21 protein-coding genes and 1 tRNA gene are annotated in these 22,259 nt (G+C 45.2%); 19 read left to right on the top strand and 3 right to left on the bottom strand.

Annotated features, from left to right (window positions below; genetic code table 11):
* The first annotated feature begins 11 nt into the window (after positions 1 to 11).
* The 3 genes from TRQ2_RS00535 to pheT all read left to right on the top strand — a co-directional run bounded on the left by TRQ2_RS00535 (position 12) and on the right by pheT (position 3,493).
* Positions 12 to 100: transfer RNA gene (locus tag TRQ2_RS00535), tRNA-Ser, on the top strand.
* Between the two features lie 33 nt (positions 101 to 133).
* Complete coding sequence (gene pheS, locus TRQ2_RS00530; RefSeq protein WP_004080838.1) at positions 134 to 1,111, top strand: phenylalanine--tRNA ligase subunit alpha; 978 nt, start codon at positions 134 to 136, stop codon at positions 1,109 to 1,111.
* A gap of 15 nt (positions 1,112 to 1,126) precedes the next feature.
* Entirely contained in the window at positions 1,127 to 3,493 is a 2,367-nt protein-coding gene (gene pheT / locus TRQ2_RS00525; RefSeq protein ID WP_012310326.1) for a phenylalanine--tRNA ligase subunit beta, read from the top strand.
* A gap of 17 nt (positions 3,494 to 3,510) precedes the next feature.
* Here pheT and TRQ2_RS00520 read toward each other — a convergent pair whose 3' ends face one another.
* The 3 genes from TRQ2_RS00520 to TRQ2_RS00510 all read right to left on the bottom strand — a co-directional run bounded on the left by TRQ2_RS00520 (position 3,511) and on the right by TRQ2_RS00510 (position 6,600).
* A complete protein-coding gene (locus TRQ2_RS00520) occupies positions 3,511 to 4,083 on the bottom strand; it encodes a TetR/AcrR family transcriptional regulator (RefSeq protein WP_012310325.1) in 573 nt (190 codons plus the stop codon).
* Between the two features lie 15 nt (positions 4,084 to 4,098).
* Entirely contained in the window at positions 4,099 to 5,547 is a 1,449-nt protein-coding gene (locus TRQ2_RS00515; protein WP_012310324.1) for a radical SAM protein, read from the bottom strand.
* An 81-nt stretch (positions 5,548 to 5,628) separates the two neighbouring features.
* Positions 5,629 to 6,600, bottom strand: a complete 972-nt coding sequence (locus TRQ2_RS00510; protein ID WP_008193002.1) for a radical SAM protein — start codon at positions 6,598 to 6,600, stop codon at positions 5,629 to 5,631.
* A 127-nt stretch (positions 6,601 to 6,727) separates the two neighbouring features.
* On the opposite strand from TRQ2_RS00510, the gene TRQ2_RS09885 reads away from it, so the two are divergent.
* From TRQ2_RS09885 to TRQ2_RS00435, 16 genes are all read left to right on the top strand, one after another.
* A complete protein-coding gene (locus tag TRQ2_RS09885) occupies positions 6,728 to 6,898 on the top strand; it encodes a hypothetical protein (RefSeq protein ID WP_148202872.1) in 171 nt (56 codons plus the stop codon).
* The gene (locus TRQ2_RS00505) at positions 6,840 to 7,571 is read left to right on the top strand and encodes an ATP-binding cassette domain-containing protein (RefSeq protein ID WP_238514452.1); all 732 of its coding nucleotides are present in this window, start codon (positions 6,840 to 6,842) and stop codon (positions 7,569 to 7,571) included. The genes TRQ2_RS09885 and TRQ2_RS00505 overlap by 59 nt, the downstream gene beginning before the upstream one ends.
* 29 nt (positions 7,572 to 7,600) lie before the next feature.
* On the top strand, positions 7,601 to 8,560 hold the full coding sequence (locus tag TRQ2_RS00500) for a 1-phosphofructokinase family hexose kinase (RefSeq protein WP_004080817.1): 960 nt from the start codon (positions 7,601 to 7,603) through the stop codon (positions 8,558 to 8,560).
* Complete coding sequence (locus TRQ2_RS00495; RefSeq protein ID WP_008193009.1) at positions 8,561 to 9,013, top strand: HPP family protein; 453 nt, start codon at positions 8,561 to 8,563, stop codon at positions 9,011 to 9,013.
* Positions 9,010 to 10,314 (top strand): tRNA (N(6)-L-threonylcarbamoyladenosine(37)-C(2))-methylthiotransferase MtaB, encoded by a 1,305-nt coding sequence (gene mtaB / locus TRQ2_RS00490; protein WP_012310322.1) that lies wholly within the window; start codon positions 9,010 to 9,012, stop codon positions 10,312 to 10,314. The genes TRQ2_RS00495 and mtaB overlap by 4 nt, the downstream gene beginning before the upstream one ends.
* Complete coding sequence (locus tag TRQ2_RS00485) at positions 10,274 to 11,095, top strand: aminotransferase class IV (RefSeq protein ID WP_012310321.1); 822 nt, start codon at positions 10,274 to 10,276, stop codon at positions 11,093 to 11,095. Before mtaB ends, TRQ2_RS00485 begins: the two co-directional genes overlap by 41 nt.
* Complete coding sequence (locus TRQ2_RS00480; RefSeq protein WP_012310320.1) at positions 11,092 to 11,397, top strand: DUF721 domain-containing protein; 306 nt, start codon at positions 11,092 to 11,094, stop codon at positions 11,395 to 11,397. The genes TRQ2_RS00485 and TRQ2_RS00480 overlap by 4 nt, the downstream gene beginning before the upstream one ends.
* On the top strand, positions 11,378 to 13,288 hold the full coding sequence (gyrB, locus tag TRQ2_RS00475) for a DNA topoisomerase (ATP-hydrolyzing) subunit B (protein WP_012310319.1): 1,911 nt from the start codon (positions 11,378 to 11,380) through the stop codon (positions 13,286 to 13,288). The genes TRQ2_RS00480 and gyrB overlap by 20 nt, the downstream gene beginning before the upstream one ends.
* Positions 13,289 to 13,380: 92 nt before the next feature.
* Positions 13,381 to 13,845, top strand: coding sequence for a DUF4894 domain-containing protein (locus tag TRQ2_RS00470; RefSeq protein ID WP_238514451.1), 465 nt, complete (start codon positions 13,381 to 13,383; stop codon positions 13,843 to 13,845).
* A gap of 1 nt (position 13,846) precedes the next feature.
* The gene (locus TRQ2_RS00465; protein ID WP_004080802.1) at positions 13,847 to 15,097 is read left to right on the top strand and encodes a cell division protein FtsA; all 1,251 of its coding nucleotides are present in this window, start codon (positions 13,847 to 13,849) and stop codon (positions 15,095 to 15,097) included.
* Between the two features lie 16 nt (positions 15,098 to 15,113).
* A complete protein-coding gene (ftsZ, locus tag TRQ2_RS00460; protein ID WP_004080800.1) occupies positions 15,114 to 16,169 on the top strand; it encodes a cell division protein FtsZ in 1,056 nt (351 codons plus the stop codon).
* Entirely contained in the window at positions 16,169 to 17,869 is a 1,701-nt protein-coding gene (locus TRQ2_RS00455) for a GspE/PulE family protein (RefSeq protein WP_012310318.1), read from the top strand. Before ftsZ ends, TRQ2_RS00455 begins: the two co-directional genes overlap by 1 nt.
* The gene (locus TRQ2_RS00450) at positions 17,866 to 19,071 is read left to right on the top strand and encodes a COG1361 S-layer family protein (RefSeq protein WP_012310317.1); all 1,206 of its coding nucleotides are present in this window, start codon (positions 17,866 to 17,868) and stop codon (positions 19,069 to 19,071) included. Before TRQ2_RS00455 ends, TRQ2_RS00450 begins: the two co-directional genes overlap by 4 nt.
* Before the next feature lie 42 nt (positions 19,072 to 19,113).
* Positions 19,114 to 20,148, top strand: coding sequence for an FtsW/RodA/SpoVE family cell cycle protein (locus TRQ2_RS00445; RefSeq protein ID WP_255346206.1), 1,035 nt, complete (start codon positions 19,114 to 19,116; stop codon positions 20,146 to 20,148).
* 48 nt (positions 20,149 to 20,196) lie between these two features.
* Positions 20,197 to 20,850, top strand: a complete 654-nt coding sequence (locus TRQ2_RS00440; protein WP_012310315.1) for a hypothetical protein — start codon at positions 20,197 to 20,199, stop codon at positions 20,848 to 20,850.
* A gap of 16 nt (positions 20,851 to 20,866) precedes the next feature.
* Positions 20,867 to 22,237, top strand: a complete 1,371-nt coding sequence (locus TRQ2_RS00435) for a PEGA domain-containing protein (protein WP_012310314.1) — start codon at positions 20,867 to 20,869, stop codon at positions 22,235 to 22,237.
* Positions 22,238 to 22,259: the final 22 nt, after the last annotated feature.

The following is a 22,259-nucleotide window of genomic DNA, read 5'->3' as shown; positions in this document are numbered from 1 at the left end:
TGGAAGGACGCGGAGGCGTGTCCGAACTGGCTAAGGAGCCGGTCTCGAAAACCGGTGGGCCGTGAGGCCCTTGTGGGTTCGAGTCCCACCGCCTCCGCCATTTTTTTGTATAACAGAACAGGGGGTACGAGAGATGGAGATAGAAGCCGTCGAAAAGGAAGCCATCGAGAAATTATCGAAGATATCGAACGTTCAGGAGCTGGAAAGTTTCAGGATAGAGTTTCTCGGAAAGAAAGGAAAAATCACTGGCTTGATGAAAAACCTCAAGAATCTCCCACCTGAAGAAAGGCCTGCCTACGGTAAAAGAGTGAACGAACTCAGAGAGAAGATAGAAAAACTCTTCGAAGAAAAGAGACAGCAAATCCAAAGGATACTCGAACAGGAAAAGATGGAAAAAATGAGAATAGACGTCACAGTACCGGGGGCAAGGAGGAAACTTGGACATTCTCACCCTGTTCTGAAGGTTATGGAAGAGATAGAGAGAATCTTTGTATCGATGGGATTCGATGTGGTGGAAGGGCCGGAGATCGAAACAACCTGGCACAACTTCGACGCACTGAACACACCGGAATGGCATCCAGCCAGGGACGAACACGATTCTTTCTACATAACGGATGATCTCCTTCTCAGAACTCACACTTCTCCCGTTCAGATCAGAACAATGCTCGAGAGAAAACCTCCCATCGCTATCATATCACCCGGAAAAGTTTACAGAAGAGACTACGATGCGACGCACCTTCCCATGTTTCACCAGGTGGAAGGGTTGCACGTAGATAGAGATCTCAGCGTGGCTCATTTGAAATTCACCCTCGAAGAGTTCGCTCGAAGAATGTTCGGCGAGGGTGCGAAGGTGCGTTTGAGGCCGAGCTTTTTCCCGTTCACGGAACCGAGTTTTGAGGTGGATGTCTATCTTTCCGGGTACGGATGGTTGGAGATTCTGGGAGCAGGCATGGTCGATCCGAACGTCTTCTTGAATGTAGGATACGATCCGGAAGAATGGACGGGTTACGCTTTTGGAATGGGAGTGGAAAGAATCGCCATGCTGAAGTACGGCATAGCAGACATAAGAGAGTTCGTCAGAAACGACGTGAGATTTCTCAGTAGCTACTGATGGGGGTGTGATGAGGTGAGAGTTCCCGAGTCTTGGCTCAGAGAATTCGTAGATCTCGACTGGGATATCGAGCAAATAGCGGAAAGACTCACTTTTTCTGGCACGAGTGTGGAGGATATTCTGAGACCTTTCAACGTTTCCGGAGAGATAATCACAGCGAGGGTGATAGAAAGGTTCGATCATCCGGCTTCAGAAAAGCTCATCGTGTGCAAGGTGGACACCGGAAAGAGAATCTACACGGTCATCACAGCCGATAAAACCGTGAACGAAGGAGACTACGTCATACTGGCTCTCGAAGGAGCTACCTTGAACAACGGTCTCAAGATAGAGCCTCGTGAGTTCAAAGGGGTTATCTCGGAGGGTATGCTTTGCTCACTTGAAGAATTGGGACTTGAGGAAAAATCCGACAGAGTTTATCGTTTCCCTGATCCCGTGGAGCTCGGTGTGAACGTGGTAGAGGAATATGGACTCAACGAAAGAGTCCTGGACATAGAGATAACTCCAAACAGGCCTGATTGTCTTTCGATTATTGGTGTTGCGAGAGAGCTTTCTGCCCTCAGCAGAAGGCCTTTGAATAAGCCTCAACCCGATGTTTCTTTTGTGGATGAAGATGTTCAGTTCGATGTGGAGATAGAAGACGTGGAGGGTTGTCCCAGATACTCTGCTCGAATAATGAAAGGTGTCACCGTGAAGGATTCGCCGCTCTGGATGAAGGCGAGGCTCGTAGCGGCAGGGGTTCGTTCTCTGAACAACGTGGTCGACGCCACGAACTACGTGATGATCGAGCTGGGACATCCCGTTCACGCGTTCGATCTGAACAGGCTCAAAAACAAGATAATCGTTGTGAAATCTGCAAAGGGTGGAGAAAGAGTCCTGCTACTCGATGAAAAGGAGTACAAACTGAAGGGCGGAGAGATCTTGATAACGGACGGTGAGAACGTCCTCGCACTTGGCGGAATCATGGGAGGAATGGAATCTGGTGTGTACGATGACACCAGAGATCTGGTGCTGGAAGTGGCTTACTTCGATCCTGTGAGGATAAGAAAGGCAGCCAAAGCGCTTGGAATCAGCTCTGAGTCTTCTTACAGGTTCGAACGTGGTGTGGATCCAAACGATGTGGAGCTCGTATCTTTGAGACTCGCTGAATTGATTCAAAAGCTGGCCGGCGGTTATGTTCTCAGGAAATTCTGGGATGTTTATCCTCGAAAGATAGAGCCCAAAAAGGTGATGTTCAGAAAAGCCAGGATCGAAAAGATACTGGGAACGAAAGTTGAAGAGCCAGGCGATATTCTCAGACGACTTGAATTCCAGGTGGAAGACAGAGGAGACAGTTACGAAGTCCTTGTTCCCACCTTCAGGCCCGATGTTGAAAGGGAGATAGACCTCATAGAAGAGATAGGAAGGATTTACGGGTACGAGAAAGTCGAGTCGAAAGTGATAAGCGTTCCCGCGGTAAACCGCGGCTGGGGCGAGAAACAGCTCTTCAGAAGGGAAATTTCTCAATTCATGAAAGGAATGGGATTCGATGAAGTGGTGACCTTCTCCTTTGTGGACTCCCTGAAGGTTAAAAAGTGGCCTCTGGTGGACAGAGAACCCATAGCTCTCTCCAACCCAATCGCTTCAGATATGGACGTAATGAGGACGTCACAATTTTACAGCCTGATACAGGTGCTCGCTGAAAATTTCAAGAGGCAGAACAGAGATCTGAAGCTCTTCGAGATTGGAAAGATTTACTTCAAGGAGAATGGAAACTTCAGGGAGATAGAGACACTCTCTGCCATGAGCTGTGGACTGGAAAATCCGGGAGACTACACCGATAAAAGAAGCGTGTCCTTCTACACGATCAAGGGAGTTCTCGATGAGCTCTTCTTCAGGCTCGGAGTGAACGTCGTATACAGAGCTGTAGAGATACCTGGATTGTTTCCGACCAGATCCGCTCGTATCTACGTGGAAAACAGGGAGATCGGTTTCATTGGAATGGTCGATCCAAAGCTCCTCGATGAGTACGATGTGAAAGAGGATACCTACTTCTTCGAGATAGATATGGAACTTCTGAGAAAATACGCATCGAAGAGACCCGCTTACAGGCCCACACCGAGATTTCCCGCTGTGAGAAGAGATATCTCCTTCCTGCTCCCGAAAGGATTTGAGTCTGTGAAGATCATCGAACTTTTCAAAAAGAGCGGAGGAGATCTGGTGGAGGAAATGGGAGTGTTCGACATCTATGAGGGTAAAGGGATCCCGGAAAATATGGTGAGTGTTACCTTCTATGTGGTGTTCAGACATTCAGAAAGAACCTTGACCGATGAAGAGGTGAACAAAATCTTTGAAGAGATGGTGCAGAAAGCAGAACGGGAGTTTGGAATAAAGAGAAGATTTTGAAATTAAAAGAAGAGGGGCTAACGCCCCTCTTCTGTTTTCACCTTGAGCAGTCCTCTGAGTATCATTTCCTGGATGTTTTGAAGTAGTCTCTTATCCTTTGGAACGTCTCCGAACGAGTTGACTATCAGTTCCGCAGCGGCTCGGGAGTCGAGATCTTTGTAAACGTAGTTTTGTTTCTTCCCTTCTTCTATGAGTTCTTCGACTCGCTTTATGAAGCTTTCATAACGTTCTCTGAGTTTCGACCATTTTTCTTCTTCGAATCTGACGGTCGATTTTTCTTTCTCGATGATTTCATTCAAAACGGTTTTATTCAGGACAAAATCAACGTAGGACTTCAGAAACTTCTTTATCTTCGCAAAGTAAGAATTCGTCTCTTCGGTGACGGCGAAAAGATGGCTCTCCAGCTCCTCGAGTGCTTCTCTCCAGACCTCTTCGAAGAGTTTGTCTTTGCTCGGAAAATAGTAGTAGATGAGGGCCTTCTTCACACCGGCCTCACGTGCGATTTCTTCCATACTTACTCCATCGTAGCCGTATTTTGAGAATGCCTTCCTCGCCGCTTCGAGGATTTTCCTTCTTGTTTCGGAGCTCAATTCGATCCCTCCACATCAGTCCCTGTAGCGTTTATCCACTGCGAGGAGTTTTTCTTTGTCTGCGTACCTCCTCATTCTCACTTCGTAGCTGTAAACTCCCCTGTTGGCTGGATAGATCTCGGAGTAACCTTCTTCGTACCAGAGTTTGTCAGCGTATTTCTTCCACTCGGCTGCGAGTTTGTCCAGCTCGGGCGCAAGATCTGTGATGACCCTTTCGGATCCCTCATGCTGTGGTTTTGCGTTGAAGGCTCTCACCATGGCTCTGAAGACTTTCGGGTTGTCAATTATCGGACACGGTCTGAAGAGATTGTCGCTGTAAGGAATCATCCTCTTGTAGGCTTCGAAGAACGGTGATCTCAAGATGTCGATGAGTTTTTTCTCGCGAATGCTGTCCACCGCGAACTGCTGGAAGACACAGGGTTCCACATAACCTTTCGCGTTTATGTGGAGGTACTTGGCACCTGCTGCGAGACAGCCATTGGTGAGGAACCCGTGGTTCCAGAAGTCGGCAACGAAAGCGAATCTTCCGCTGAGTCTGAGCTGTTCGAGTTTGTGGAATCTTTCGTATCTCTGCTGTGGTGTGGGAACGAGGTCCATCGTTGGATTCATTCCCACGGGCATGAACTGGTAAACCCACACGTAAGAAACTCCCTGTTCTTCGAGGAAGTCCCAGAATTCATCTTTCATTATGGTATCGTGGTTCATTCGTGTTGCCGTCACAGAAGCTCCGAAGATCACACCATGTCTTCTGAGTCTTTCCCAGGCTTCGAGGACTCTCTTGAATATTCCCCTTCCTCTTCTCCAGTCTGTGTCAGTTTCGAATCCCTCAACAGATATGGAGACCGTCACATTTCCAAGTTCTGCGAGTTTCTTGGCCGTTTCTTCTTTTATCAGAGTTCCGTTGCTGTAAACCAGGAAGTAGCTGTCTTTGAACTCTTCGAATATGTCCATCAGGTGAGGCCAGAAGAAGGGTTCACCGCCGGTGATGATGAAGAAGTATATTCCCAGGTCGTTGGCTTGTTTCAATATGTCTCTGACTTCATCGTGAGAGAGTTCGTATTTTCTACCGTAAAGTCCCGCGTAGCACCCAACACAGTTCAGATTACAGGCGTATGTGGGGCTCAGAACGAGGAGTTTTGGGAGCACCGTTTTGTACTCGTGCATCTTTTCCTGCCTGATGGGTTCTCCGAGGGCGAACTCGTTGATGATCAGGTTGTTTATAACCCCTTCAACACATTTTGGACTTGCTTTTTTGAAAACGTTCACCCATGACATCACCATAGGATGTCTTTCTTTGGCGAGGTCAGCCAGTTTTCGAAGGCCACTCTTCGCGGGCTCCTTCGTGAACATGCTCAAAGTACCGAAGATCTTTCCAAGAGTTTCCACTTCAGCGTTTTTAACGAATGAACCGACGAGTTTTCCCGCCTGACGATAGATCATTCCTTTGATTCCACCTACTGCCATCCAACCACCTCCATATTTTTTTACTTACCGGTCGGTAAAAATATTCTATGCACACGCGGTGACAATCGAGTTTCATTTAAGTTACTTTATGTTGTACCGTTCTTTGTTCAGGAAACAAATAGCTTCGTCTTTTTCGTGCTCTCTCAGCAAGTAGTAAGCCTTGCAACCTCCACCGCATTCGTTCAGGATGGGACACTGCTGGCAGGAAGCCGGGGAAGGAATGGGAGTGTATTCGTGCCAGATTTCCGAGAATTTCTTTTCTCTAACGTTCCCCATGTAGAATTCCTTTCTGTATCTGAAGTGCCCACAGGGGACGACTGTGCCATCGGCCAGAACCGATGCATGTGTGATTCCTGCGGAACACGGCTTTCCCGATATAGATTCTTCCACGTAAAATGTCAAATGGTTTTTGTAATTTTCTATCACTCCAAGGACGTGTTTTATAGCTACTCTCCACTCCTCGGGATTCATATCCAGTTCTCTTGCATGGATCATGCCCCTTCCAACCGGTATGAACCTATCCACATACAAAGCATTAACCCCCAGTTCCAGTGCGAGTTTTACCATATCTTCGAACTTTCTCCAGTTTCTCTTGTTTATCACGTTCAAAATGGTGACCTGAAACCCTTCATCCACGAAGTTTTTGATGCCTTGAACTGCTCTTTTGAAGTTTCCGGTTCCTCTCACAAAGTCGTTGGTCTCGGGATCTGGTCCTTCAAGGGAAACTCCAATAAGCACGTCGGGATTGGCCTTCTTTATTTTCTGTACCATTTCCTTGGTGGCGAGCGAACCGTTGGTGTTGATCATGAGACGCTGTCCGACCTCTTTTCCGAAGGCAAGAATATCCAGTATTTGAGGGTGAAGAAGAGGTTCGCCACCCACAATATCGAGAGCCCAGGTGCCCAATTCTTTCATATCGAGTATCAGTTCCTTTATTTCTTCGAAACTCAGCTCTTCAGGATGGGGTTTTCCGGCCTCGCAGTAGCAGTGTTTACATCTGAAGTTGCATCGCAGTGTCAGTTCGTATTCCACAATAAAAGGTGGGTTCCGCATCCAATCACCTCCAGGATAGATTTTAACCCTGGAGACGTTTTATTACATTCTCCGGGTTTTAATTGTAATGATCCATACAAGTCCAATTAAAGGTTTGGGGTTAGAATCAAAAACGAGGTGATGCCTCTTGGAGAAGAAAGTATCCAGAAATCCCCGTGTTTTATCGCAGATAGATTTGCTCAAATTGATGACCGATGGAGATGAAAGTGCTCTCAGGGAAATAAAGAGACGTTTGGGCCTTGACGAGAAGAAAGAAAGAGATAACGATGAAAAGCGAAAAGTTTCCGATAAGGTTTGAAAATTTTTCCATATCTGTGGATGGTAAAAGTGTGCTTGAGAATATTACTCTTTCCTTTGTTGAAGGAATGAACGTTCTTTACGGTCCAAGAGGATCCGGAAAATCTTTTCTCCTCAGATCTATCGTCAAATTGAACGTTGAAATATTCAACGAGATTTCCAGAAGTGGTTCCGTCTATTTGTTCGATCAGAACGTTGAGGATCTTGATGACATTTACGTTAGAAAAAACGCTCTGTATCTCGATACGAGCTTCATCGATGCGATGAATCGCTACACATTCGATGAGTTTCTTAAGCTTGCCCTGAAAAGGAAAATTTCTCTGGAGGATTTTTCCGAGAAACTCGATGATCTTGGAATACTGAGGATGCTTATTCGCGGTCAAAAGACCCCCCTTTCTGTGTTTTCGCCTGCCGAAAAGATCTCCCTCCTTCTTTTCATTCTCGAGCAGAAAAAGCCTCGCGTTATTTTAATGGACTGTCTGCTGGATCACCTGGACGATGAAAATCTGGAGAAGATAATGGACATGTTCCTCAAGATGAAGGAAGAACGAACTTTTGTCATATCCACCCGCATTCTTCAGAGGTTTCTCTACATCGCCGATTTGTTGGTTATACTGAATAATGGTAAAATCAATTATGTTGGGAGTCCCAAGGATTTCGTTTTAAAAATGTGATTCCCCACTTCTGATTTCGAGGTGATCGTATGGTCCTGACGGTGACCCTCAATCCCGCTTTAGACAGGGAAATTTTCATAGAAGATTTCCAGGTGAACAGGCTGTACAGGATAAATGATCTTTCTAAAACTCAAATGTCCCCAGGTGGAAAGGGTATAAACGTTTCTATAGCTCTTTCCAAATTGGGAGTGCCGTCAGTCGCCACCGGATTCGTGGGTGGGTACATGGGGAAGATTCTTGTGGAGGAATTGAGAAAAATTTCAAAGCTGATCACGACGAATTTTGTTTACGTGGAGGGAGAAACGAGGGAAAACATCGAAATAATCGATGAAAAGAATAAAACAATAACCGCTATCAATTTTCCCGGTCCGGATGTTACGGATATGGATGTGAATCACTTTCTGAGAAGATACAAGATGACGCTTTCGAAAGTCGATTGCGTTGTTATATCGGGGAGTATTCCACCGGGAGTAAACGAGGGAATATGCAACGAACTGGTGAGACTCGCGCGTGAAAGAGGAGTCTTTGTTTTTGTCGAACAGACTCCCAGATTGCTTGAAAGAATTTATGAAGGTCCAGAATTTCCCAACGTCGTGAAACCAGATTTGAGAGGTAATCATGCTTCTTTTCTTGGTGTTGATTTGAAAACCTTTGACGATTACGTGAAACTCGCCGAAAAGCTCGCCGAAAAATCGCAGGTTTCCGTGGTGTCATACGAAGTGAAGAACGATATTGTTGCAACAAGAGAAGGGGTCTGGCTTATAAGATCCAAAGAAGAAATAGACACATCACATCTTCTGGGTGCGGGAGACGCGTATGTAGCTGGTATGGTCTATTACTTCATTAAACACGGAGCCAACTTCCTCGAAATGGCAAAATTTGGTTTTGCCTCCGCACTGGCTGCCACTAGAAGAAAGGAAAAATACATGCCCGACCTTGAGGCGATAAAGAAGGAATACGATCACTTCACCGTAGAGAGGGTGAAGTAAATGAGGGTAAAGGATGCCGTCATCTATGATATTTCCGCTGTTTTTGAAGATGAAACGGTTGAAACGGTGATAAAGCTCCTCTCCAGGCAGAATCTTTCTGGAGTTCCCGTTGTTGACCATGATATGAGGGTGGTTGGCTTTGTCAGTGAAAGCGACCTCATAAAGGCTCTTGTACCCAGTTATTTCTCGCTTTTGAGATCCGCTTCTTTCATTCCAGACACCAACCAGCTGATAAGAAACGTAGTCAAAATAAAGGACAGACCCGTGTCTGATTTTATGAACAAGCCTCCCGTTGTTGTGAAAGAAGACGATCCTCTTATCGTAGCAGCTGATTATCTCATAAGACACGGCTTTAAATCGCTTCCTGTTGTCGATGAAGCCATGCAGCTCGTTGGCATAGTGAGAAGAATAGACATTCTGAGGGTAGTTTCGGAGGGAAAGCTTGAGATATGAAAACTGTCAGGATAGAGACTTTCGGCTGTAAGGTGAATCAGTACGAAAGTGAATACATGGCTGAACAGTTAGAAAAAGCCGGGTACGTGGTTTTACCCGGCGGGGATGCTTCTTACTATATAGTGAACTCTTGTGCCGTTACCAAGGAAGTCGAGAAGAAAGTGAAGAGATTGATAAAGAGCATCAGAAACAGGAACAGGAACGCAAAAATCATCCTCACTGGATGTTTTGCCCAGCTTTCTCCGGATGAGGCAAGGAATCTTCCGGTGGACATGATTCTGGGAATCGATGAGAAAAAAAACATAGTGGATCATATTAACTCCTTGAATGGCAAACAACAGGTTGTTGTATCTGAACCCGGCAGACCCGTTTACGAGAAAGTGAAAGGAAGTTTCGAAGACAGAACCCGTTCTTACATAAAGGTTGAAGACGGGTGTGACAACACCTGCACCTACTGTGCTATCAGGTTGGCCCGTGGCACAAGAATCAGAAGTAAGCCGCTCGAAATATTCAAAGAGGAATTCGCGGAAATGGTAATGAAAGGTTACAAAGAGATCGTAATAACCGGTGTCAACCTTGGAAAATATGGAAAGGACATGGGTTCTTCCCTAGCTGAGCTTCTGAGGATCGTGGAAGAAATTCCTGGAGATTATCGTGTGCGTCTCAGCTCCATAAATGTGGAAGACGTGAACGACGAAATTGTGGAGGCTTTCAAGAGAAACCCCAGACTGTGTCCGCATCTTCATATTTCGGTTCAGAGCGGATCCGACGATGTGTTGAAAAGGATGGGAAGAAAATACAAAATCTCTGATTTCATGCGTGTTGTTGACAAATTGAGAAGTATCGATCCAGATTTTTCAATAACAACGGACATAATCGTTGGTTTCCCTGGAGAAACGGATGCCGACTTCCAGAGAACTCTTGAACTGGTGGAGAAAGTGGAGTTCAGCAGAGTACACATTTTCCGATTCTCACCACGCCCCGGAACTCCAGCGAGCAGAATGGAAGGCGGTGTTCCCGAATCGAAGAAGAAAGAGCGTCTGGATGTTTTAAAAGAGAAAGCGAAAGATGTTTCTATCAGGTACAGGAAGAGAATCATTGGGAAAGAAAGAAAAGTACTCGCTGAGTGGTACGTTATGAAAGGTGTTCTTTCTGGCTATGACGAGTACTACGTGAAGCACGAGTTTGTAGGAAATAGAGTGGGAGAATTTCATAGTGTGAGGGTGAAATCCCTTTCAGAAGAGGGAGTGATTTCCTGTCGTGCTGATATGGTGGAGGGGAAAGTTCCGGCGCGCGGATGAAATTTCACTGGATTTCTCTCTGTTTGAAAAGTCGCTCCAGGGAGCAGTGTATGAAACTCTGAGAACTTACAGTAGGGCCCCGTTTGCGGCTTACAAACATTACACTAGGCTGAAAAGATCTGCCGATTTCTTTAATCTTCCTCTTTCTCTGAGCTTCGATGAATTCACAAAGGTGCTGAAGGCGGGAGCTGATGAGTTCAAACAAGAAGTGAGAATCAAAGTCTATCTTTTCCCTGATTCCGGGGAGGTTCTCTTTGTGTTCTCACCGCTCAATATACCAGACCTGGAGACAGGAGTCGAGGTGAAAATATCGAACGTTCGAAGGATACCGGATCTTTCTACTCCACCAGCTCTAAAAATAACTGGACGCACCGACATAGTGCTTGCAAGAAGGGAAATAGTGGACTGCTACGATGTGATTTTGCTCGGTTTGAACGGGCAGGTCTGTGAGGGAAGTTTCAGCAATGTGTTTCTGGTGAAAGAAGGCAAATTGATTACACCATCGCTTAACAGCGGTATTCTGGATGGCATCACACGGGAAAACGTTATAAAGCTCGCAAAAAGTCTCGAGATACCTGTTGAAGAAAGAGTAGTGTGGGTGTGGGAACTGTTCGAAGCGGATGAAATGTTTCTCACACACACAAGTGCGGGAGTGGTTCCTGTCAGAAGGTTGAACGAGCACTCGTTTTTCGAGGAAGAGCCAGGACCTGTGACAGCGACTTTGATGGAAAACTTTGAGCCTTTTGTCTTAAATCTGGAGGAAAACTGGGTGGGAATATGATCCTTTTCAGACAGCTGTTCGAAGAGCTTTCCACCAAACAACCTCTTTTTTTTGAACTGAAGATAAAGATGCTCCTTTCTGAATGGGACAAGATAGTTGGACCTGTGATAGCGAGGCACACGAAGGTGGAAAAAGTGGAGAACGGGACAGTTTACATTGTTTGCGATGATTCGCTGTGGATGACGGAACTCACCATGCAGAAAGATCGCTTGCTCAAAATTCTGAATGAAAGATCGGGCAAAGAACTGTTCAGAGATATAAAGTTCAGGAGGGGAAAAGTAGATGGAAAAGTACTCCGCTGAAAGTATAAAGGTTTTAAAAGGACTGGAACCTGTCCGAATGCGACCCGGAATGTACATAGGATCCACGGGCAAACGTGGATTGCATCACCTCGTGTACGAAGTGGTTGACAACAGTGTTGATGAGGTACTCGCTGGATACTGCGACTGGATACGTGTGACTCTCCATGAAGATGGAAGTGTGGAAGTCGAGGACAACGGAAGGGGAATCCCCGTTGACATACATCCAGAAGAGGGAAGAAGCGCTCTGGAAGTGGTTTTCACAGTTCTTCATGCGGGCGGAAAATTCTCCAAGGATTCCTACAAGATAAGCGGTGGCCTGCACGGTGTTGGTGTATCGGTGGTGAACGCTCTTTCGGAGTGGCTGGAAGTGCGGGTACATCGTGACGGGAAGATCTACAGACAAAGATACGAAAGGGGTAAACCGGTCACACCTGTGGAAGTGATAGGAGAAACCGATAAGCACGGCACGATCGTTCGATTCAAACCCGATCCTCTCATATTTTCGGAGACAGAGTTCGATCCCGACATACTCGAACACAGATTGAGAGAGATAGCTTTCCTAGTACCAGGACTCAAAATAGAATTCGAAGACAGAATAAACGGAGAGAAGAAAACCTTCAAATTCGACGGAGGCATAGTGGAGTATGTGAAGTATTTGAACCGTGGGAAAAAAGCTCTACACGATGTGATACACATAAAGAGAACGGAAAAAGTGAAAACAAAAAATGGTGAAGACGAAGTGATAGTGGAGATCGCCTTTCAATACACTGATTCGTATTCTGAAGATATCGTGTCTTTTGCAAACACCATAAAAACTGTCGATGGTGGAACTCATGTTACAGCCTTTAAGAGCACCCTCACAAGACTCATGAACGAGTATGGGAAAAAACATAATTTTCTCAAGAAAGACGATTCCTTCCAGGGTGAGGATGTTAGAGAAGGCCTCACGGCGGTTATCAGTGTTTACGTGAAGAACCCCGAATTCGAAGGGCAAACAAAGTCAAAACTCGGCAACGAAGAAGTCAAGGAAGCGGTAACCAAGGCTATGAGAGAAGAGCTGAAAAAAATATTCGACGCGAATCCCGAGCTCGTGAAAACAATTCTTTCAAAGATCATGAGCACCAAACAGGCAAGAGAAGCGGCAAAGAGAGCTCGAGAAATGGTGAGAAGGAAAAACGTTCTTCAAAACACAACACTTCCCGGAAAACTGGCAGACTGTAGTTCCACACATAGAGAGAAAACGGAGCTTTTCATCGTGGAAGGTGACTCTGCCGGGGGATCGGCAAAACAGGCCAGAGACAGAGAATTTCAGGCTGTTCTTCCCATAAGAGGAAAGATTTTGAACGTGGAAAAATCATCTCTCGATAGATTACTGAAAAACGAGCAGATCAGTGACATAATTGTTGCAGTGGGAACGGGCATAGGAGATGATTTCGACGAAAGCAAGCTCAGATACGGTAGGATTATCATCATGACCGACGCCGATATAGACGGTGCACACATAAGAACTCTCCTTCTGACACTCTTCTATAGATACATGAGACCCCTCATCGAACAGGGCAGGGTATACATAGCACTCCCACCTCTCTACAGGATCAAAGCTGGAAGAGAAGAGTTCTACGTTTACAGTGACCAGGAGCTGGCGGAATACAAAGAGAAACTCCAGGGAAAAAGGATCGAAATTCAACGGTACAAAGGACTTGGCGAGATGAATCCTGAGCAGCTCTGGGAAACAACGATGAATCCAGAAACGAGAAAAATCATAAGGGTAACTATAGAAGATGCCGAAGAAGCGGATAGACTCTTTGAAATTCTCATGGGTAACGATCCGTCCAGTAGAAGGGAGTTCATAGAAAGGCACGCTCTGAAAGTGAAAGAACTGGATATCTAGTCATGAGATCCCTGAGAGTTCTTCTCATCACAATGATTGTTCTTTACATTCTGTTCTTTGTGAATTCTTTTTTTCAAAGTCGTAGAGAACACGTGAGGGTTCCAGAAAAAGTGTATTCATATTTGATAGAAAATTTTAACATTTCTCCAAAAAGTATTATAATAGATTCGAAAAAGGCTATAGGGATAGTTTTCTATGAAGGGAATTATTATTTATGCGCTGAAGATGGGAGTTTGGTAGCTTCGTTATCGAAAAAGGACCTATTCAAATTCTACCCAGTGTTTCTGGAAGTTAATCTTGAAGGGCTTCGACTTTCAAAGAGCGACAGGGAAATTCTGGAGATGTTGATTCCGATTCTTAAAAGTTCTGTAGTGTCCGCTGTTTTTTTTGAGTCAAAAGAAGTTGTTCTGCTGAAGGGATCCAGAATCATGTTTGAAGAATGGAAAGATCTTGTCGAGAACTTTCAGGTAATAATGGAGCAATCTGAGAAAATGAAAGCGAAGGAAAGGTATTTCCTGACGGATGATGGAAGATTGATGTGGATAAGGGGTGATTGACTTGTCAAAAACTGTCTTTTATACCTCGATTGATATAGGTTCACGATATATAAAAGGACTCGTTCTCGGAAAACGTGATCAAGAATGGGAAGCACTGGCCTTTTCAAGTGTGAAATCGAGAGGATTGGATGAAGGTGAAATAAAAGACGCCATCGCTTTCAAAGAATCTGTGAACACACTGCTTAAAGAACTCGAAGAACAGCTGCAAAAGTCTCTGAGAAGTGATTTTGTCATTTCTTTCAGCAGCGTGAGTTTTGAAAGAGAAGACACCGTGATCGAAAGGGACTTCGGTGAAGAGAAACGATCTATCACCCTGGACATCTTGAGTGAGATGCAATCGGAAGCTCTTGAGAAATTGAAAGAGAACGGGAAAACTCCTCTTCACATATTTTCGAAAAGATATCTCCTGGACGACGAAAGGATCGTTTTCAATCCTCTCGATATGAAGGCTTCGAAGATAGCCATCGAGTACACATCCATTGTCGTACCTTTGAAAGTTTATGAGATGTTCTACAATTTCTTGCAGGATACCGTTAAAAGTCCGTTTCAGTTGAAGTCTTCTCTTGTTTCAACTGCCGAGGGAGTTCTCACCACGCCTGAGAAAGACCGAGGTGTGGTGGTTGTGAACCTGGGATACAATTTCACCGGGTTGATAGCGTACAAGAACGGTGTTCCCATAAAGATATCCTACGTTCCTGTGGGGATGAAGCATGTTATAAAAGATGTTTCTGCAGTTCTCGACACCTCCTTTGAAGAATCGGAAAGACTCATTATAACTCATGGAAACGCAGTTTATAACGATTTGAAAGAGGAGGAAATACAGTACAGAGGGCTCGATGGAAACACCATAAAAACGACTACTGCGAAGAAACTTTCCGTCATTATACACGCACGTCTCAGAGAGATAATGAGCAAATCCAAGAAATTCTTCAGGGAAGTTGAAGCGAAGATAGTAGAAGAAGGGGAAATAGGGATACCTGGTGGTGTGGTTCTCACCGGGGGAGGGGCCAAGATTCCAAGAATAAACGAACTGGCCACGGAGGTGTTTAAATCTCCGGTGAGAACGGGTTGTTACGCGAATTCCGACAGACCATCCATCATCAATGCGGATGAAGTTGCCAATGACCCTTCCTTCGCTGCTGCGTTTGGAAATGTTTTCGCCGTTTCGGAAAATCCTTATGAGGAAACTCCGGTGAAAAGTGAAAATCCGCTGAAGAAAATTTTCAGACTCTTCAAAGAATTGATGGAGTGAGTAGGAGGTTAAGAGTATGGGATTTGACCTTGATGTTGAGAAGAAAAAGGAAAATAGAAACATCCCTCAGGCGAACAATTTGAAGATAAAAGTCATAGGTGTAGGCGGTGCCGGAAACAATGCCATAAACAGAATGATAGAAATAGGAATACACGGTGTTGAATTTGTCGCGGTGAACACCGATCTTCAGGTACTGGAGGCTTCTAACGCTGACGTGAAGATTCAGATCGGTGAGAACATCACACGAGGCCTTGGTGCAGGGGGACGTCCCGAGATAGGAGAACAAGCTGCTCTTGAGAGCGAGGAAAAAATCAGAGAAGTGCTCCAGGATACCCACATGGTCTTCATAACTGCAGGGTTCGGAGGAGGGACGGGAACAGGTGCTTCCCCTGTCATAGCAAAGATAGCCAAAGAAATGGGAATCCTGACTGTAGCCATAGTGACGACTCCCTTCTATTTCGAAGGCCCGGAGAGACTCAAAAAAGCGATAGAGGGGCTCAAAAAACTTCGAAAACATGTGGATACCCTCATAAAGATATCCAACAACAAACTCATGGAAGAACTCCCGAGGGATGTCAAGATAAAGGATGCTTTTCTGAAGGCTGACGAGACTCTTCACCAGGGAGTGAAAGGAATTTCGGAACTGATAACGAAGAGGGGTTACATAAATCTCGACTTTGCAGACATAGAGTCGGTAATGAAGGACGCCGGTGCTGCGATCCTTGGCATAGGTGTTGGAAAGGGAGAACACAGAGCGAGAGAAGCTGCTAAGAAGGCTATGGAAAGCAAGTTGATAGAGCATCCTGTAGAAAATGCGAGTTCGATTGTGTTCAATATAACTGCTCCCAGCAATATAAGAATGGAGGAAGTGCACGAAGCAGCTATGATCATAAGGCAGAACAGCAGTGAGGACGCGGACGTCAAATTCGGTCTCATCTTCGATGATGAAGTACCCGATGACGAAATACGTGTGATCTTCATAGCTACAAGATTCCCAGATGAAGACAAGATTCTATTCCCGGAAGGTGACATACCGGCCATTTACAGATACGGTCTGGAGGGGCTTCTTTAATGCTGAGAAGATACAGAAAATTGGGTGAAATTCTTCTGGAAAAAGGATTCATAACCAGAGAAGAACTGGACAAGGCTCTTGAAATTCAAAAAGAGAAAAAAAAGCCGCTCGGAGAAGTTCTAATTGAGACAGGGTATATCACGGAGGATCAGCTGCTGGAGGCTTTGAGTGAACAATACGGAGTCCCAATCCTGAAGGAACTACCAAAAAACATACCACTCAACGTGGTGGGTTCTATTCCAAAGAACATCATCGAATCTCTGCACGTCATTCCTGTAGAAAAGAAGGAAGACGGAACTCTCGTGGTGGTGACGGATAACGGAACGAACATTCCAAGGATCAAACAGGAGATACGTTTTCTCACGGGGAAGAATTCGGAGATTTATCTGGTGACGAGCAGAGATTTTTCTGTTTTGTATCAAACGTATGTTCTTGGTGTTCCTCTCGAACTTTTCGAGGAGCCTTACGTTGCCATAGAAGAAACACCAGAACAGGTTGAGGAAGAAGAGGAAGAAGAAAGGGAAGTAGAAGAAGCTCCCATCGTCCGGCTCGTAAACAATATCGTAAACCGTGCCATAGAAATGGGAGCGAGTGATATCCATATAGAACCGATGAAAAGAACCGTGAGGGTGAGATTCAGAATAGATGGTATTTTGAGAAAAGTTCTTGAGTATCAAAAGCCACAGCACAACTCAGTTGTGGCACGAATTAAAATTATGAGTGGTCTCGATGTGTCGGAAAGGAGGCTTCCGCAGGACGGGAAGTTTTACACAATAAAAAGCGGTGAGCAGTACGATTTTCGCGTGTCAACCATGCCTTCCACTTTCGGAGAAAAAGTCGTGATGAGGATATTGAAGGTATCCGATGCTAACAGGCGTCTCGAAGAACTAGGATACAGTGAATACAACCTGAAACGAATTCTATCACTGTTAGAAAAACCCTACGGTATCATCCTGGTTACCGGACCAACGGGAAGCGGGAAATCCACTACACTTGTCGCTATGATAAATTATTTGAAGAATGAAAGTGTGAACATAGTAACAGCGGAAGATCCTGTGGAATACACCATCGAGGGGGTTACTCAGTGTCAGGTTTTCCCAGAAATAGGTCTCACGTTTGCGCGGTACTTGAGAGCTTTCCTCAGGCAGGACCCCGACATCATCATGGTGGGTGAGATCAGAGACAGAGAAACCGCACAGCTTGCGGTGGAAGCCTCCCTCACGGGACACTTAGTTCTGAGTACGCTTCACACCAACACCGCTGCCGGTGCTGTCTCAAGGCTCATAGAAATGGGAATAGATCCTCACCTTCTCGGAGCCTCCCTTATCGGAGTCATAGGTCAAAGGCTGGTGAGAAAGCTCTGTGATGAGTGTAAAATGTCCGGAGAAATCCGGGATGAACAGGTAAAATCTTATTTCGAACGATTCTTTGGAAAGGTACCGGATCAAATTTACTATCCTTCAGAAGAGGGATGTTCTACCTGCAAGGGGATGAGATACAGAGGGAGAATGGCTATAGGGGAAGTTTTGATTGTGGATGAAGAGTTGAGAGAATTGATCTCTTCCAAAGCAAGTGAAACAGAGATTGCAAAGCTTGCTGTGAAAAAAGGTATGCGCACCATGTTCCAGGATGCCCTCGAGAAAGTCCTTCTTGGGCAGACGAGCATCGAAGAGGTCTTCAGGGTGACTACACCGTTATGAAGTACTTTTCTAAAAGCCCTGAAGAATGGCAGAAGAGAGACGAAGAAAAGGAAAGAGAGTTCAGAAACAGAAAAAACAGAATTCGCCGCAGGGCGAATTTTATTCTTGTCGTGAATTTTGCAATAGTGTTTTTCCTGATCTTTTTTACGAAAGCGTTTTTTTCCAACAAATCGGAAGGTGTGATTGGGCCCTTCCAGCTGGTGATAGAGACAAAAGAGTCCTACCTTCCAAACGATTCCCTCGATGTGCGTGTAAAAGTGTTCAACAGAGAGAAGAAAAAAGAGAACCTTGTGCTGGAAGACTTCGTATTTTCCATCAAAAGGGAGAATGACACGGTGTACGAATTTCACTTTCCGCAGCGTGTGGAAAAAGAGGTGGAGGCTTTCGGAAGTGTCCTGGTTTTTGATCTTTTGAGGGAGGAAGAGCTGTCAAATCTATCTGGGGGAAATTACACGATCACAGTCTCTGTCAAGTTGAACGGCCAGAGGGTGGTTATCAGTAAGGTCGTTTCAGTGATCGAAAAATGGCAAATCGAGGTTGAAAACCTGAAAGATTTTTATTTCCCTTACGAAAACGTGTATTTTTCTGTTTATCTGGAAAACATAAGTTCAAAGAGTCGGAAAATTCGTGTGGAGTCGATTGGCCTTATTGTCCTTAAGGGAAATGAGGCTGTCTTTGAAAGAGATATTCCTATAGAAAAAGACTTCGTGATAAATCTGATGATGGTTGAGCAGATCCACGAAGTGAACTTTTCCGCTCCGAAAGAATCGGGAGATTACATCATCGAATTGAAATTGAAGACAGAAAGCGGTTTGATAGAAAAATCAATGCCTCTTTTCGTCACGCAGGAGTATCAAAAAGATTTGAAGGGACTCTCCCTTGTCATTGAAGGGAGGAAGTTTGTAGCATCCGGTGAAAGATACGATTTCTCTGTGAAGCTTTTGAACGAAGAAAAGAAACGAAATTACATAGTTTTGAAAAACGTCATGATTGTTTTGACGCACAAGGAACCGGTGTTCTCGTATGCTTATTCTGAAGAGTACAGAATGACGATCGAAGGATACTCTTCAAGGGAAATCTTTAAGACGACCAGTTACGATATCATAAAGCTCGAGGATCCCGGGACTTACAAACTCATCGTTGTGATAGAAAGTGAAGAAGACAGGCTGATGAAAGAGATGGAGATAGTCGTTTCAGAGTGAGGTGGGAACATACCACACGAGAACAAACGAATAGACTGGATTATAGTTGTTCTTGTGTCCATCTTGATGTTGTTTGGACTTGCAACTTTGAGGAGCGCAACTTATGGAGAAAACGAACAGCTTTTCACGAGGCAGATTGTGTGGGATATAGCCGGTTTTTCGTTGATGTTTCTGGTTCTGTTCATCAAGGACAGAACGATAAGGAATTTTTCGATCATTCTCTACGTCTTCTCCGTTGTTTTACTGGCGGTCCTTCTTGTGAAAGGAACCTCCATCGGTGGTTCAAAGAGATGGTTCAGAGTGATGGGATTCAGTTTCCAGCCCTCAGACTTTGCAAAGCTTTCGCTCATCGTTCTGCTCCCATATCTTCTGGAGAAAAGGTGGTTCTGGAGAAGTTTTTTCTTCACAGTCGTCCCCGCTGTTCTCATATTTCTGGAACCCGATCTTGGCACCACGCTTTCTGTGGGATTGATCTGGTTGTTTGCGGTTCTGGCTTCGAATGTGAATAAGAAGCCCCTTGTGATTCTGTTGATATTTGCCCTTGTGTTTCTTCCTGTCTTCTTTTTCTTTGGGCTTAAAGAGTATCAAAGAGCGAGGATACTTTCTTTTCTCAACCCGGGAGAGTACGGCGAGAGCTACTCCTACAACGTTCTGCAGTCGATTCACGCGATCGGAGCCGGTGGGCTCTTTGGAGCAGGATACATGAAAGGAAAAGCGAACCTTATGGGATACGTCCCTGTCTCGTACACTGATTTCATCGTATCGGTGATCGGTGAGGAATTCGGATTCATCGGAATAGTCTTTCTGCTTTCGCTTTTCGGTTTTCTGTTCTTCGAGGTTTCCAGGTGGATCCTGAACGTGAAAGACGAGTACTGGGAAATACTGATGGTTTCTGCGTGTGGACTGATATGGTTCCACGTCTTCGAAAACGTCTCGATGAACCTGGGACTCCTTCCAGTCACTGGTGTTCCTCTTCCATTCATCAGCTACGGTGGAACCTCTACACTCATGTTTTCCATTCTCGTCGGACTCATTCTCAAAGGGATTGCACTGGCAAGAGTGGAAAAGAAATTTTGAGAACTCTCTTCTTTACTTGAAAGTCTTAGATTTGAGGGGGTGAAGAAAATGAAGAGATTTTTTCCCTTTCTGGGGTTGATTCTTCTGATTTTGACAGCTTGTCTGCCACCACTTGAGGAAAGACACGAGTTCATCGTCGAAGTGGTTGGGAATGAGTACCTTGATGATGTGATGGATTGGTATCAACCATCCTATGGTGATTATCTTGTTCAGGAACACCCTGTGATTGTACTCTACTATCCGGATGGAAGTTATGCTTACAGTGAAAGGGCGGCATTCTATGAGCAAAACAACGACTTCGTCGCGGCTGCGGGGGAGATCGTTGATACGGCAGATCTTAAAGATGACTTGAACCAGATCTGGAGCAGTTACTATCCAATTTACGACGTGGATGTGTGGTGGCAGGCAGATCAGGGAGAATGGCAGGCAAGGGTGAAAAGTCTTTCCAAATCAGTAAAATTTGCACCTCAGAGTCTTTTCGTTGTACAGTTTCAGAGAGAAAGCTACGATGGAAAGGTCTACTACAAAGTTTTGAGCGTGGACAAGGAGGAGCCCGATGAAAACGATTTATACCATCTTGGTCAACTGCAGGTAGATTCTTCACACGGCTTTGCGGTGTTTTTACAAGAAGATCCGCATAAGAGCCTTCCAGCAGAAAGCAACACAAAGATCCTCGGTGCGGAAGTCAGATGGATAAAATAACAAGGAGGTGTGACCCATGAGGAGATATGTGTTTCTTCTTCTGATTCTTGTCTCGATGGTGGCTTTCTCTTTCGACGCAAAGAGCATCATCATAGTACCCGAGAGACCCTACTTCACGGTGGATGTGTGGCTCAACAAACCGGAAGGATCCGTCTATGAAGTGGGAGAGAGGATGGAGATCTTCGTCAAATCTTCCAGAGACGCGTACATACTCGTCTACGACATCAACGCACAGGGTAAGGTGACTCTCATTTTCCCGAACAAATACGAAAGCGACAATTTCGTCAGGGCAAATGAGATAAAAAAGATTCCTTCGAAATCCACCTACTCTCTCAGAGTTTCACCACCGTATGGAAAAGAGTACATTCAGGTGATCGCAAGCACCAGACCGATACCGATTTTCAACCAGCTGAAAGAACTCGGAACCGCTCAAGCCTTTCCAACGCTGTCTGACAACGTCGAAGAATACGTTCAAAATAAATTGAAACCCTATCTCACGGGTGAATGGGTCTCCGATCTCACTTATTTCTACGTGGGAAGAGCCCCCGCGTTCGGAACGCTGATCGTTGACTCGACACCTCCAGGAATGACTGTCTATATTGATGGTTCTTACAAAGGAAAGACACCGGTCACGGTATCAGTGGACGAAGGAACACACTACGTGACGGTGTATTTTGAAAACTACACGTTCTACAAGGAAGTCTATGTGGGAAGAGATCAGACGGTGAAGGTGATAGCCACTTTGCCTCTCGCTCAACTCTCTCTCAGTTCAAGCCCGAGCGGTGCGAGCGTCTATCTGAACGGAGTCTATCAAGGAAAGACTCCTCTGACGTTGAACCTTTCTCCTGGAAATTACACTGTCACGTTCAGAAAAGAAGGGTACCGCGAGGAGACCCGAAACATAACACTCGGCGTGGGAGAAACCAGATCCGTGTATGTCACGCTGAAACCAGCACAGTCTTCTTTGAAACTGAGAACAGATCCTTCTGGTGTCGACGTCTATATCGACGGAAGATACGTGGGAACGACCGATCAGAACGGTTTGAATCTCATTCTTGATCCTGGAACGTACGAGATAAAACTGGAAAAAGAAGGGTACGAAACAGATCGCTTCACGGTGAATTTCGGACCAGGAGAAGAAAAGGAGATTTTCAGAAAACTGGAGAAGAGAGTGGTCTTTTCAGAGGTTAGAATAGAGACCGATCCATCGAGAGCTACGATATACCTAAACGGGTACTACCACGGTGAAACACCCATCACTCTATACATCCAGGCAGGAACCTACGAGATCACGATCGTGAAACCCGGTTACAGAACGATCGTGAAAACCATCACTTTTGACGATGAAGAAGAATACTTCAAGTTCATCATGAACAGGATAGAGTGATCGATGTTAAAATTAATGGTAA

Source organism: Thermotoga sp. RQ2, from assembly GCF_000019625.1.
Classification (GTDB): Bacteria; Thermotogota; Thermotogae; order Thermotogales; family Thermotogaceae; genus Thermotoga; species Thermotoga maritima.
The sequence above is the reverse complement of the archived record's forward strand: the minus strand, read 5'-3'. Positions and strand labels throughout refer to the sequence as shown.

Coding starts and splice junctions, on each gene's coding strand:
- pheS (WP_004080838.1), top strand. CDS start 134: ATGGAGATAGAAGCCGTCGAAAAGGAAGCCATCGAGAAATTATCGAAG.
- TRQ2_RS00515 (WP_012310324.1), bottom strand. CDS start 5,547: ATGGCAGTAGGTGGAATCAAAGGAATGATCTATCGTCAGGCGGGAAAA.
- TRQ2_RS00510 (WP_008193002.1), bottom strand. CDS start 6,600: ATGCGGAACCCACCTTTTATTGTGGAATACGAACTGACACTGCGATGC.
- TRQ2_RS00500 (WP_004080817.1), top strand. CDS start 7,601: ATGGTCCTGACGGTGACCCTCAATCCCGCTTTAGACAGGGAAATTTTC.
- TRQ2_RS00495 (WP_008193009.1), top strand. CDS start 8,561: ATGAGGGTAAAGGATGCCGTCATCTATGATATTTCCGCTGTTTTTGAA.
- mtaB (WP_012310322.1), top strand. CDS start 9,010: ATGAAAACTGTCAGGATAGAGACTTTCGGCTGTAAGGTGAATCAGTAC.
- TRQ2_RS00480 (WP_012310320.1), top strand. CDS start 11,092: ATGATCCTTTTCAGACAGCTGTTCGAAGAGCTTTCCACCAAACAACCT.
- gyrB (WP_012310319.1), top strand. CDS start 11,378: ATGGAAAAGTACTCCGCTGAAAGTATAAAGGTTTTAAAAGGACTGGAA.
- ftsZ (WP_004080800.1), top strand. CDS start 15,114: ATGGGATTTGACCTTGATGTTGAGAAGAAAAAGGAAAATAGAAACATC.
- TRQ2_RS00455 (WP_012310318.1), top strand. CDS start 16,169: ATGCTGAGAAGATACAGAAAATTGGGTGAAATTCTTCTGGAAAAAGGA.
- TRQ2_RS00450 (WP_012310317.1), top strand. CDS start 17,866: ATGAAGTACTTTTCTAAAAGCCCTGAAGAATGGCAGAAGAGAGACGAA.
- TRQ2_RS00440 (WP_012310315.1), top strand. CDS start 20,197: ATGAAGAGATTTTTTCCCTTTCTGGGGTTGATTCTTCTGATTTTGACA.
- TRQ2_RS00435 (WP_012310314.1), top strand. CDS start 20,867: ATGAGGAGATATGTGTTTCTTCTTCTGATTCTTGTCTCGATGGTGGCT.